Origin of the sequence: Achromobacter sp. 2789STDY5608621, assembly GCF_001299375.1 — a bacterium.
GTDB lineage: Bacteria > Pseudomonadota > Gammaproteobacteria > Burkholderiales > Burkholderiaceae_B > Achromobacter > Achromobacter insuavis.
This window is the reverse complement of the sequence record NZ_CYTU01000004.1, coordinates 279376-291875: the sequence shown is the minus strand read 5'-3', so window position 1 is coordinate 291875 and position 12500 is coordinate 279376. Positions and strand designations below refer to the sequence as shown.

Below are 12500 nucleotides of genomic sequence, written 5' to 3'. Positions count from 1 at the left end.
GTGGGGATGACGTCAAGTCCTCATGGCCCTTATGGGTAGGGCTTCACACGTCATACAATGGTCGGGACAGAGGGTCGCCAACCCGCGAGGGGGAGCCAATCCCAGAAACCCGATCGTAGTCCGGATCGCAGTCTGCAACTCGACTGCGTGAAGTCGGAATCGCTAGTAATCGCGGATCAGCATGTCGCGGTGAATACGTTCCCGGGTCTTGTACACACCGCCCGTCACACCATGGGAGTGGGTTTTACCAGAAGTAGTTAGCCTAACCGCAAGGGGGGCGATTACCACGGTAGGATTCATGACTGGGGTGAAGTCGTAACAAGGTAGCCGTATCGGAAGGTGCGGCTGGATCACCTCCTTTCAGAGCTTAGTGCTCGTGTTAAGCGTCCACTCTTATCGGTTGTTTGATATATAGCTGGGATCGGTTGTGGGCTTGGGTAGAGGGATTCCTCCCTGTGTCCATGACTCCTGACTACTGATCCGAGAAGGTTTTGGGTCTGTAGCTCAGTCGGTTAGAGCACCGTCTTGATAAGGCGGGGGTCGTTGGTTCGAATCCAACCAGACCCACCAAGTATTCGCAGGTAGTTGATACCGTGAATATGGGGGTGTAGCTCAGCTGGGAGAGCGCCTGCTTTGCAAGCAGGATGTCATCGGTTCGATCCCGTTCACCTCCACCAAGACTTCATGCCTGGTGTGGTCGTAGAGGCTAACTCATAGCGTCGTGTAGATAATGTCTTCACGGTCTTATGAGTTAGGTTTTACCTAACAGCTATATTCGTTCTTTAACAATCTGGAAGAAGCACAACGAAATGTACTTATCAAGTACTCGGCGCAAGTCGATGAAGATAAGTACGGGTTGTGATTGCATTAATTTTGTTCCAAGTTCTCAAGACTGGGGTGAATAACCTCAGACTGCTTTGAAACTTATGAACGGCACAAACGCTAATACTCAGGTCCTATAGCCTACAGCGTTATAGGATCAAGCGACTAAGTGCATATGGTGGATGCCTTGGCGATCACAGGCGATGAAGGACGTAGTAGCCTGCGAAAAGCTGCGGGGAGCTGGCAAACAAGCTTTGATCCGCAGATGTCCGAATGGGGAAACCCACTCCGCAAGGAGTATCCCTGACTGAATACATAGGTCAGTGGAAGCGAACCGGGTGAACTGAAACATCTCAGTAGCTCGAGGAAAAGAAATCAACCGAGATTCCGAAAGTAGTGGCGAGCGAAATCGGAAGAGCCTTTACGTTTTAGCATGCAAGATAGTCGAACGGAATGGAAAGTCCGGCCGTAGCAGGTGATAGCCCTGTAGACGAAATTTTGTGTGTGGAACTAAGCGTAAGAAAAGTAGGGCGGGACACGTGAAATCCTGTTTGAAGATGGGGGGACCATCCTCCAAGGCTAAATACTCGTGATCGACCGATAGTGAACCAGTACCGTGAGGGAAAGGCGAAAAGAACCCCGGAAGGGGAGTGAAATAGATCCTGAAACCGTATGCATACAAACAGTAGGAGCCTCCTTGTGGGGTGACTGCGTACCTTTTGTATAATGGGTCAGCGACTTACATTCAGTGGCAAGGTTAACCGAATAGGGAAGCCGTAGCGAAAGCGAGTCCGAATAGGGCGATTCAGTCGCTGGGTGTAGACCCGAAACCAGATGATCTATCCATGGCCAGGTTGAAGGCACGGTAACACGTGCTGGAGGACCGAACCCACTAATGTTGAAAAATTAGGGGATGAGCTGTGGATAGGGGTGAAAGGCTAAACAAATCTGGAAATAGCTGGTTCTCTCCGAAAACTATTTAGGTAGTGCCTCAAGTATTACTGCGGGGGGTAGAGCACTGTTATAGCTAGGGGGTCATGGCGACTTACCAAACTATGGCAAACTCCGAATACCCGCAAGTACAGCTTGGGAGACAGAGCACCGGGTGCTAACGTCCGGACTCAAGAGGGAAACAACCCAGACCGCCAGCTAAGGTCCCAAATTATCGCTAAGTGGGAAACGAAGTGGGAAGGCATAGACAGTCAGGAGGTTGGCTTAGAAGCAGCCATCCTTTAAAGAAAGCGTAATAGCTCACTGATCGAGTCGTCCTGCGCGGAAGATGTAACGGGGCTAAGCGATAAACCGAAGCTGCGGGTGTGCACTTTTAGTGCACGCGGTAGGAGAGCGTTCTGTAAGCCTGCGAAGGTGGCTTGTAAAGGCTGCTGGAGGTATCAGAAGTGCGAATGCTGACATGAGTAGCGATAAAGGGGGTGAAAAGCCCCCTCGCCGTAAGTCCAAGGTTTCCTGCGCAACGTTCATCGGCGCAGGGTGAGTCGGCCCCTAAGGCGAGGCAGAGATGCGTAGCTGATGGGAAGCTGGTTAATATTCCAGCACCGTCGTACAGTGCGATGGGGGGACGGATCGCGGAAGATCATCAGGGTGTTGGATGTCCCTGTTGACATATCGAAGATGGCGCTTAGGCAAATCCGGGCGCGTAAATCAAGGGTATGGCACGAGCGAGCATTGCTTGCGAAGTGATTGGAAGTGGTTCCAAGAAAAGCCTCTAAGCTTCAGCTGTACGAGACCGTACCGCAAACCGACACAGGTGGACGGGATGAATATTCCAAGGCGCTTGAGAGAACTCAGGAGAAGGAACTCGGCAAATTGATACCGTAACTTCGGGAGAAGGTATACCCCGGTAGTGTGAAGCGCCTGCGCGCTTAGCATGATGGGGTCGCAGAGAATCGGTGGCTGCGACTGTTTATTAAAAACACAGCACTCTGCAAAGACGAAAGTCGACGTATAGGGTGTGACGCCTGCCCGGTGCCGGAAGGTTAAGTGATGGGGTGCAAGCTCTTGATCGAAGCCCCGGTAAACGGCGGCCGTAACTATAACGGTCCTAAGGTAGCGAAATTCCTTGTCGGGTAAGTTCCGACCTGCACGAATGGCGTAACGATGGCCACACTGTCTCCTCCTGAGACTCAGCGAAGTTGAAGTGTTTGTGATGATGCAATCTACCCGCGGCTAGACGGAAAGACCCCATGAACCTTTACTGTAGCTTTGCATTGGACTGTGAACCGGCCTGTGTAGGATAGGTGGGAGGCTTTGAAGCGTGGTCGCTAGATCACGTGGAGCCATCCTTGAAATACCACCCTGGTTTGTTTGCGGTTCTAACCTTGGTCCGTTATCCGGATCGGGGACAGTGCATGGTGGGCAGTTTGACTGGGGCGGTCTCCTCCCAAAGTGTAACGGAGGAGTTCGAAGGTACGCTAGGTACGGTCGGAAATCGTGCTGATAGTGCAATGGCATAAGCGTGCTTGACTGTGAGACTGACAAGTCGAACAGGTGCGAAAGCAGGACATAGTGATCCGGTGGTTCTGAATGGAAGGGCCATCGCTCAACGGATAAAAGGTACTCTGGGGATAACAGGCTGATACCGCCCAAGAGTTCATATCGACGGCGGTGTTTGGCACCTCGATGTCGGCTCATCTCATCCTGGGGCTGTAGCCGGTCCCAAGGGTATGGCTGTTCGCCATTTAAAGAGGTACGTGAGCTGGGTTTAAAACGTCGTGAGACAGTTTGGTCCCTATCTGCCGTGGGCGTTGGATACTTGACGGAGCCTGCTCCTAGTACGAGAGGACCGGAGTGGACGTACCTCTGGTGTACCGGTTGTCATGCCAATGGCATTGCCGGGTAGCTAAGTACGGAAGAGATAACCGCTGAAGGCATCTAAGCGGGAAACTCGTCTGAAGATTAGGTATCCCGGGGACTTGATCCCCCTAAAGAGTCGTTCGAGACCAGGACGTTGATAGGTCGGGTGTGGAAGCGCAGTAATGCGTTAAGCTAACCGATACTAATTGCTCGTGAGGCTTGATCCTATAACACTGATGGTTATGACCTGGTGATATAGCGTTCCAAGTGTCGTTCAATACAAAATCTGGCTGCCCCGTCAGCAGCCAGCCAACACCAATTACACCCACTGTGCGGGATCATCGAGCTAGCCTCTGATCCCCACACGTTGCGCTTCTTCCAAGATTGGAGCGGTTGTCCCCCAAAGACAATCTCTCAACCAGTTACGCCTGACGACCATAGCAAGGTGGTACCACTCCTTCCCATCCCGAACAGGACAGTGAAACGCCTTTGCGCCGATGATAGTGGACGGACGTCTGTGAAAGTAGGTCATCGTCAGGCTTTTATTCCGCAAAACCCCATAGGCTCTCGCCTGTGGGGTTTTGTCTTTGGTGCGCGCGGAAAACCCCAAAAAGAAACCCCCGCGCGGCTGGCGCCGCACGGGGGTTTTTGCTTGTTGGGCTGACCATCTATTGGTGTATTTGCAGCCGTCTGCAAGGCGGCCCGCTAACCAAAACACATGACAGCCCCAATGTGGATGCATTGGGAGGCCGGCTTCAGTTCAGCGATGCCGCCCCGGTGTAGTCCTGGCGGTCAATGCCGTGGCGCTGCAACTTGTCGTAGAAGGTCTTGCGTGGGATGCCCAGCGCTTCCAGTGTCGCGCGGACGTCGCCCTGGTGGGCGGCGAGCGCTTCGCGAATGAGCTGGGCCTCGAAACGCTCCATCTTTTCCGGCAGCGTACCCGGTGTGGATTCCTGCTCCGGCAAGGCCGCGGCGGGCGTGTTGAGCACGCCCAGGACGAAGCGTTCGGCGAAGTGTGCGAGTTCCCGCACATTGCCCGGCCAGTCGTGCGTCAGCAGGTGGCGCTTGATGTCGGCGGGCATGTCGGGAATGTCGCGCTGGAAGCGACGAGAGGCGTGTCCCAGGTAGTGGGCCAGCAGCAGCGGGATGTCTTCGCGACGTTCGCGCAGCGGCGGAATGCGGATGGTGACCACATTCAGGCGGTAGAACAGGTCTTCGCGGAATTTGGCGCGGATGGCCGGGCTGCCCAGATCTTCCTTGGTGGCGGCGACGACGCGCAGGTCCAGACTGCGGACTTCGTTGCTGCCCAGGGGGGTGATCTGGCGCGATTCGAGCACGCGCAGCAGCTTGACCTGCACCGCCAGCGGCATGCTCTCGATTTCGTCCAGGAACAGGGTGCCGCCGCTGGCGTGCTCGATGCGGCCGATGCGCCGCTTCTGCGCGCCGGTGAAGGCGCCGGCCTCGTGGCCGAACAGCTCGCTTTCGATCACGCTTTCCGGCAGCGCGCCGCAATTGATCGCGACCAGCGCGTGATGGCGCCGGCGGCTCAGGCGATGCAGGGCGGTGGCGACCACTTCCTTGCCGGTGCCTGTTTCGCCTTCCACCAGCACGTCGACGTCGGCATCGGCGATGTGGCGCAGCGTCTGCTTGATGCGCTGCATCGCCGGCGCGGTGCCGATGAAGGGCACTTCGTCGGCCTCGACCGCGAAGGCGGCTTCGCGCAGGCGGCGGTTCTCCAGCACCAGGTGACGTTTCTCGGCGGCGTGGGTGATCGCGGTGACCAGGCGATCGGGCGGATAGGGCTTGGCCAGGAAATCATAGGCGCCGTCGCGCATACATTGCACCGCCATGGCGATGTCGCCATGGCCGGTGATGAGGATGACGGGAATTTCCGGGTCGATGGCCCGCAGGCGCTGGAACAGCTGCAGCCCGTCGATGTCGGGCATGCGGATATCGGTGACCACCACGCCGTCGAAATCACGATTGATCGTGGCCAGCGCGCCGCGCGCGCTGGCATGGGCGTCGACCGCGATGCCGTGCAGCTTGAGCGTCTGCACGTTGGCGCGGCGCAGTTCCTCGTCGTCGTCGATGAAGGCGACGCGGGGCACGGCCGGCTTGGCGCGGGGATCTTCCAGCAGGGAGGTCCCGGGCATGGCGCCTGGCGGCGCCGGTTGGGAATGGTCGGTGTCAGGGACGCGGGTCATGGATCGAAGGCGGCGACTTGCGCAGCGTCAGGGTGAACATTGCGCCGCGGCCGGGGCCGTGGGGCGCGGGAAAGATGGCGTCGCCGGGATGGGCGGCGCGCAGGTCGCCGCCGAATTCGGCGACGATGTCGCGTGAGATCACCAGGCCCAACCCCAGGCCTTCGGCCTTGGTGGTGTGGAATGGCGTGAAGAGGCGGGCGCTGGCTTCGGGCGACAGGCCCGGGCCGTTATCGTTGACGAACAATTGCACCGAGGCGCCCATGTCCTGCAGCGCGATGATGATGCGGCCGTCGGCCTGGCCCTCGAGCGCATCCATGCCGTTCTGCAGCAGGTTCACCAGTACCTGTTCGAGGCGTATGCGGTTGGCCTGCACCAGGTAGTCCTGTTCCACCGGCGGGCGTTGCAGCACCACGCGCTGGCGCCTGGCGCGCGGGCCGACCAGCAGCAGCGCGCCGTCCAAGGCTTCCTTCAGGCTGGTCGGGCCGACCGAAGCGCCAGCCTTGCGCGAGAAGGCCCGCAACTCGCCAGTGATATGGCCGATGCGGTCGGTGAGCGAGGCAATGGTGCCCAGGTTTTCCTCGGCGGAGGCCGGGTCCTGGCGGCGCAGGAATTCGGCGGCGTTGTCGGCATAGGCGCGGATCGCGGCCACCGGCTGGTTGATCTCGTGCGCGACGCCGGCGGCGACCTGGCCCAGCAGCGCGAGCTTGCTGGCTTGCACCAGCTCGTCCTGCATGGTGTGCAGGCGCGCCTCGGTGCGCTGGCGTTCATCCATCTGCGCCAGCAGTTGCTGGTTGACCTCGCGCAGTTGCGCGGTGCGTTCTTCGACCTGGGCGGCCAGCTGCTGTCGCACGGCCATCTGCTGGGCGGCGCCTTCACGGCTGCGATGGCGGCGGTAAAGCAGGATGCCGATGATGGCGGACAGCACGCCCTGGGCCAGCAGGGCGCCCAATTGCGCATTGGCGGTGGCGCGGTTCAGCGCGGATTGCACCGGCGACAGCAGGTGCAGCGTCCAGCCTGGCGATTCCACGATGGGCAGGGTGGTGTGCAGCAGCGGCGCGCCCGCAGGGATCTGCGGCAGGGCTTCGTCGGATCGCAACAGCTGGCCGCCGCTGACGGTTCTCGGGGTGGGCTGCAAGGGCAGCGGCTGGAACATGGCGTCGCCGAACTGCAGGCTGGTGCGCAGGGTCTGGGCCAGGTCGGGCGCCAGCGGCTTCAGCACGCGGAAACGCCAGTCGGGCACGCTGCCCAGCAGCACCACGCCATGTTCGTCGGTGACGAAGATGGGCGCGTTGGACTGGCGCCAGTCGGCTTCCAGGTCGCGGAAGTCGACCTTCAGCACCACGACGCCGAGCATCACGCCGTTGGTGTCATCGACCCGCCGCGACAGGTACAGGCCGGCTTCGTGGCTGATGGTGCCGAGCGCGAAATGCTCGGCCGAGCCATGCGCCACGGCGCCGCGGAAGTACGGCCGGAACTGGTAGTCGACGCCGACGAAGGTGGCGGGTTCGCGCCAGTTGCTGGCGGCGATGGCATAGCCGGTCTGGTCCAGTACGTAGATGGCCGAGGCGCCCACGCCGCGGCTCAGGGTGTCGAGTTTTTCGTCGAGCGATTCGATCTGCGCCGCCGTGGGATTCTGCAGCGTGGCGCGCAGATCGACATCGCGGGTCAGGACGAAGGGCAGCGCGCGGAATTTATCGAGGTTGTTGCGCAGCAGGGCGGCGTTGATCTGGCCCGCGCTGCGGGCCTGCAGATAGGCTTCCTTGAGGGCGCCGTCGCGCGCCCATTCGCTGGCGGCATGCAGGATGCCGAATACCACGGCCACGGCCGCCAGAATCAGCAGGGCCCAGGGCCACGCCGGACGGCGCCGGGGCGCGGCGCCATCCGCTTGGGCAGGCGCCGGCGCGGGCGCGGCCTGGGGGGAAGGGCGAGTGGACATGATGTTGTGCGGTTTTTCGCACATTCTAGCTGAGTTCTGTGTGATATTTCGCCATTCTTTTCTTCACCATCCTGGGCGCGTCTGAAAAATCGTAGCTGAATCAAGGGCTTGAATTCAGGGGACGATCTGTCCCGGGTTGGCACGGCATTTGCATATAGCTGGGCAAGCCCGGCGATATTGCTCATCGGGTGAAATCGGCCTGCGGAGATACGCACGGCTTTAAAAGAGATAACGCCCCGATACCCGCTGCGCATCGTCGCATGGAGCATGGGGCCCCTGGTGGGGACAAATCCCGATGATCGAAGTAGATCAAAGCGCGCCCGCGCGCAAGCTCAAGTTCTATCAAATCCTGTACGTGCAGGTGCTTTTCGCGATTGTGATCGGCATTCTGCTGGGCTATTTCAAGCCCGACCTCGGCCAGGCCATGCAACCCCTGGGTGATGGCTTCATCAAGCTGGTGAAGATGATCATCGCCCCGGTGATCTTCCTGACGGTGGCGACCGGTATCGCGGCCATGAGCGACCTGAAGAAGGTCGGGCGCGTGGCGGGCAAGGCCATGCTGTACTTCCTGGTGTTCTCGACCCTGGCCCTGATCGTGGGCATGGTGGTGAGCCACATCGTGCAGCCGGGCGCCGGCATGCACATCAATCCGGCCACGCTGGACCAGAAGGCGGTGTCGGGCTATGTCGCCAAGGCACATGACTCGACCATCACCGGCTTCCTGCTGAACGTCATCCCCACCACGATCTTCAGTCCGTTCGTCGGCGGCGATATCCTGCAGGTGCTGTTCGTGGCCGTGCTGTTCGGCATCGCGCTGGCCCAGGTCGGCGAGCGCGGCAAGCCGGTGCTGGACTTCCTGACGGCGTTGGCCCAGCCCATCTTCAAGCTGGTTGCGATCCTGATGAAGGCCGCGCCCATCGGCGCCTTCGGCGCCATGGCGTTCACCATCGGCAAGTACGGCATCAAGTCGATCATCAACCTGGCGATGCTGGTGGGCACGTTCTACGCCACCTCGGTGCTGTTCGTGGTGGTCGTGCTGGGCCTGGTGGCGCGCTACAACGGCTTCTCGATCCTGAAGCTGGTGCGCTACATCCGCGAAGAACTGCTGCTGGTGCTGGGCACGAGCTCGTCGGAAGCCGCGCTGCCGACGTTGATGCAGAAGATGGAACGCGCCGGCTGCTCGAAGTCGGTGGTCGGCCTGGTGGTGCCCACCGGTTATTCGTTCAACCTGGATGGCACCAACATCTACATGACGATGGCGGCGCTGTTCATTGCCCAGGCCTGCGACATTCCGCTGTCGCTGGGCGACCAGATCCTGCTGCTGCTGGTGGCGATGCTGAGCTCCAAGGGCGCCGCGGGCGTGACGGGCGCCGGCTTCATCACGCTGGCCGCGACGCTGTCGGTGGTGCCGACGGTGCCGGTGGCCGGCATGGCGCTGATCCTGGGCGTGGACCGCTTCATGTCCGAATGCCGCGCGCTGACCAACCTGGTCGGCAACGCCACCGCCGCCGTCGTGGTGGCGCGTTGGGAAGGCGAACTGGACAAGGACCAGCTGCATGCCGCGCTGGAAGGCGAGGCGCCGGCCGCGCAGCCGCAGGCGATGGCGCGAGTGTCGACGTCGCAGAGCTGATCGCCACGGCTTGATCATGGCAAAAAGCCCCCGGACCTTGCGGCCCGGGGGCTTTTTAATGGGATCGCGCGCAATCAGGGAATCGCGATGCCGGCGGCCCGCAACAGGTTGGCGGTTTCGAACAGCGGCAGGCCCATGACGCCGGTGTAGCTGCCGTCGATGTTCGCGACGAAGGCGCCGGCCAGGCCCTGGATGCCGTAGGCGCCGGCCTTGCCGAACGGTTCGCCGCTGTCGCAATAGCGCGCGATTTCGTCGAGTTCGAGCGGACGCATCCGCACGTGGGTGATCGAGACCGCTTCCAGCAGGCGGTCGCCCGTCCACAGGGCGACAGCGGTATGCACCTGGTGCGTCTGGCCCGACAGCGCCCGCAGGATGCGGATGGCGTCGTCGCGGTCGGCGGGCTTGCCCAGCACCTGGCCGTCGAGGATGACGGTGGTGTCGGCGGCCAGCAGCGGCAGGACGGGCAGGGCTTGCGCGCGCAGCCAGTCGCGGCCGCGCTCGGCCTTGTCGCGCGCGGTGCGCTGGACATAGTCGGCGGCGCTTTCGCCGGGGTGCTGCGGTTCGTCTTCGCCGGGCGGCGCGGGGACGCGCAGCACCTCGTGCGCCAGGCCGATCTGCGTCAGCAGTTCGCGCCGGCGGGGGCTGGCGGAGGCGAGATAGAGGCGTGCGGGAGTGTTGGCGTCAGTCATGGGAGGCGGCGCGCGGCGGACGCGCCAGGCTGGCGCCAGGCGTCATGCCTCAGGCGCGGTGATAGGGATGGTTGGTCATGATGGCCCAGGCGCGATAGAGCTGTTCGGCCAGCACCACGCGCACCATGGGGTGCGGCAGCGTCAGCGACGACAACCGCAATTGGCCGCTGCACGAGGCCTTGAGGTCGGCATCCAGCCCGTCCGGGCCGCCGACCAGGAAGGCGACGTCCTGGCCGCCCGCGCGCCATTGCTCGAGCTTTTGCGACAGCGCCATGGTGGTGAGGTCGCGGCCGCGTTCGTCCAGCGCCAGGCGCAGCGCGCCGGCCGGCAGGGCGGCCTCGATGCGCTTGGCCTCGGCGGCCATCATCTGGGCCGGGGTCTTGCCGGTGGTGCGGGGCTCGGGCTTGATCTCGCGCAGTTCGAGCGCGCAGTCGGGGGGCAGGCGCTTGGCGTAGTCGTCCCAGGCGGTCTGCACCCAGTCCGGCATGCGCGTGCCCACGGCGGCGACGATCAGCTTCACGACGTGCCTTAGTCGTCGGTGCTGTCGTAGGCGCTGTCGCTGGCGATCGGCGCGACCCGGGTGGATTCCGGCAGCAGCTTGACGCGCACCGGCTTGCCGCCCCAGATCTCTTCCAGGTTGTAGTACTGGCGGATGGCGGGTTGCATGATGTGGACCACGACGTCGCCCAGGTCGACGACGACCCATTCACCGGTGTCCTCGCCTTCGATGGTGATGCCGGAGAGGTCGAGCGCGCGCCCGCGGTCGGCCACGCTGGAGGCCAGCGCCCGCGTCTGGCGGTTGGAGGTGGCGCTTGCAATCACGACGCGATCGAACAGGCTGGTTAGATGCGTGGTGTTGAAGACCTTGATGTCTTGCGCCTTGACGTCTTCGAGGGCGTCGATGACGGCGCGTTGGAGTTTCTGAATATCCATAGCTGCAAATATAACCCGCTCACGGACGGCGGGTGCCGGTTCCGTGGCGCTGCGCGCCCGGGCGGGATGGGTTTATCGGTAAAGATGGTGCGCCGCAATATAGGCGGCGACGGAAGGGGCCAGCAGGCCGTCGGTGGATTCACCCCGGGCCAGGCGCTCGCGGATCTGCGAGGCCGACACCGGCATCGGGGCAAACGGCAATTCTTCCAGCTGGCGCCCCTGCTCGCGCAGGCAGTCGGCCAATTCGGCCGGCGGCGCCAGCGGCGTGCCGGGCCGCGTCGCGACGGCCAGGTCGACCAGGCCGACGACGTCGCGCCAGGACTGCCAGGTGCAGAAATTGGCCAGCTGGTCGGCGCCCAGCAGCCAGACGTAGCGGGCATCCGCGGGCAGGGCGCGCAGGGTGTCGATGGTGTAAGTGGCGCCGCCGCGCTCGAGCTCGATCGGGTTGACGACCAGGCCGTCGTGGCCGGCGATGGCCAGTTCCAGCATGGCGCGGCGCTGGTCTTCGGTGGCGTTCAGGGCCGCGCGCTGCCACGGGTTGGCCGCCGGGATCAGCTGCACCTGGGCCAGGCCGAGCGCGCGCAGGGCGTTGTCGGCGAGCGCGACATGCGCGACGTGGACGGGGTCGAAGCTGCCGCCCAGGAGCCCGATACGCGTCACACCCAGTCCCGCGGCGTCAGGTAGGCGGCCAGCCCGGCTTCGGGCGTGCCGGCTTCCGGCTGCCAGTCGTAGCGCCATTGCGCCAGCGGCGGCATGGACAGCAGGATCGACTCGGTGCGGCCGCCGGATTGCAGGCCGAACAGCGTGCCGCGGTCGAACACCAGGTTGAATTCGACATAGCGGCCGCGGCGATAGGCCTGGAAATCGCGCTCGCGCTCGCCGTAGGGCGTGCCGCGGCGGCGTTCGACGATCGGCAGGTAGCTGTCGAGGAAGGCGTCGCCGACCGAGCGCGTCAGGGCGAACGAGGCGTCGAAACCCGGGGCGTTCAGGTCGTCGAAGAAGATGCCGCCGATGCCGCGGGTTTCGTTGCGGTGCTTGAGGAAGAAGTATTCGTCGCACCAGCGCTTGTAGCGCGGGTAGTAGTCGGCGCCATGGCCGGCCAGCGCGTCGCGGCACACCGCGTGGAAGTGGCGCGCGTCTTCCTCGAAGGGGTAGTAGGGCGTGAGGTCGATGCCGCCGCCGAACCAGAACACGTCGGCTTCGTCATGGCCGGGGCGGGCCGCGGCGACGAACATGCGCACGTTCATGTGCGTGGTGGGCACGTACGGATTGCGCGGATGCAGCACCATCGACACGCCCATGGCTTCCCAGGAGCGGCCGGCCAGTTCGGGCCGGTGCGCGCTGGCCGACGGCGGCAGTTTCGAGCCGCGGACGTGGCTGAACAGCACGCCGGCGCGCTCGAACAGCTGGCCGCCCTCGAGCAGGCGCGAGACGCCGCCGCCGCCCTCGGGCCGGACCCATTCGTCGTTGCGGAA

8 protein-coding genes, 2 tRNA genes and 3 rRNA genes (1 of these 13 running past the window's edge) are annotated in these 12500 nt (G+C 62.6%); 6 read left to right on the top strand and 7 right to left on the bottom strand.

Features of this window, described 5'->3' with window-relative positions:
* From AOZ53_RS07195 to rrf, 5 genes are all read left to right on the top strand, one after another.
* Positions 1 to 361, top strand: a 16S ribosomal RNA gene (locus AOZ53_RS07195); it begins 1170 nt to the left of the window's first position.
* Positions 362 to 493: 132 nt separating this feature from the next.
* A tRNA-Ile gene (locus AOZ53_RS07190) sits at positions 494 to 570 on the top strand.
* A gap of 31 nt (positions 571 to 601) precedes the next feature.
* Positions 602 to 677 (top strand) — tRNA-Ala (locus tag AOZ53_RS07185).
* Positions 678 to 977: 300 nt separating this feature from the next.
* Positions 978 to 3860 (top strand): 23S ribosomal RNA (locus AOZ53_RS07180).
* 200 nt (positions 3861 to 4060) lie between these two features.
* Positions 4061 to 4173, top strand: a 5S ribosomal RNA gene (gene rrf, locus AOZ53_RS07175).
* Together the 16S, 23S and 5S rRNA genes with 2 tRNA genes alongside form the textbook arrangement of a ribosomal RNA operon.
* A gap of 215 nt (positions 4174 to 4388) precedes the next feature.
* Here the strand turns inward: rrf and AOZ53_RS07170 are convergent.
* Positions 4389 to 5786: a sigma-54-dependent transcriptional regulator gene (locus AOZ53_RS07170; RefSeq protein WP_054487383.1), complete on the bottom strand. Its 1398-nt coding sequence runs from the start codon at positions 5784 to 5786 to the stop codon at positions 4389 to 4391.
* 34 nt (positions 5787 to 5820) lie between these two features.
* Positions 5821 to 7773, bottom strand: coding sequence for a sensor histidine kinase (locus AOZ53_RS07165; RefSeq protein WP_231690583.1), 1953 nt, complete (start codon positions 7771 to 7773; stop codon positions 5821 to 5823).
* A 295-nt stretch (positions 7774 to 8068) separates the two neighbouring features.
* Here AOZ53_RS07165 and AOZ53_RS07160 point away from each other — a divergent pair, with 295 nt between their 5' ends.
* Complete coding sequence (locus AOZ53_RS07160) at positions 8069 to 9403, top strand: dicarboxylate/amino acid:cation symporter (RefSeq protein WP_054434188.1); 1335 nt, start codon at positions 8069 to 8071, stop codon at positions 9401 to 9403.
* Between the two features lie 74 nt (positions 9404 to 9477).
* Here the strand turns inward: AOZ53_RS07160 and AOZ53_RS07155 are convergent, their stop codons facing one another.
* The 5 genes from AOZ53_RS07155 to hemF all read right to left on the bottom strand — a co-directional run.
* Positions 9478 to 10092: a Maf family protein gene (locus tag AOZ53_RS07155; protein ID WP_054434190.1), complete on the bottom strand. Its 615-nt coding sequence runs from the start codon at positions 10090 to 10092 to the stop codon at positions 9478 to 9480.
* Between the two features lie 49 nt (positions 10093 to 10141).
* A complete protein-coding gene (gene rlmH, locus AOZ53_RS07150) occupies positions 10142 to 10612 on the bottom strand; it encodes a 23S rRNA (pseudouridine(1915)-N(3))-methyltransferase RlmH (RefSeq protein WP_006387790.1) in 471 nt (156 codons plus the stop codon).
* A gap of 8 nt (positions 10613 to 10620) precedes the next feature.
* On the bottom strand, positions 10621 to 11025 hold the full coding sequence (rsfS, locus tag AOZ53_RS07145) for a ribosome silencing factor (RefSeq protein ID WP_049075289.1): 405 nt from the start codon (positions 11023 to 11025) through the stop codon (positions 10621 to 10623).
* A 72-nt stretch (positions 11026 to 11097) separates the two neighbouring features.
* Positions 11098 to 11685: a nicotinate (nicotinamide) nucleotide adenylyltransferase gene (gene nadD, locus AOZ53_RS07140; RefSeq protein ID WP_054487380.1), complete on the bottom strand. Its 588-nt coding sequence runs from the start codon at positions 11683 to 11685 to the stop codon at positions 11098 to 11100.
* Positions 11682 to 12500, bottom strand: an 819-nt coding sequence (gene hemF, locus AOZ53_RS07135) for an oxygen-dependent coproporphyrinogen oxidase (RefSeq protein WP_054487378.1), incomplete at its 5' end; no start/stop codon positions are given. The genes hemF and nadD, both read right to left, overlap by 4 nt.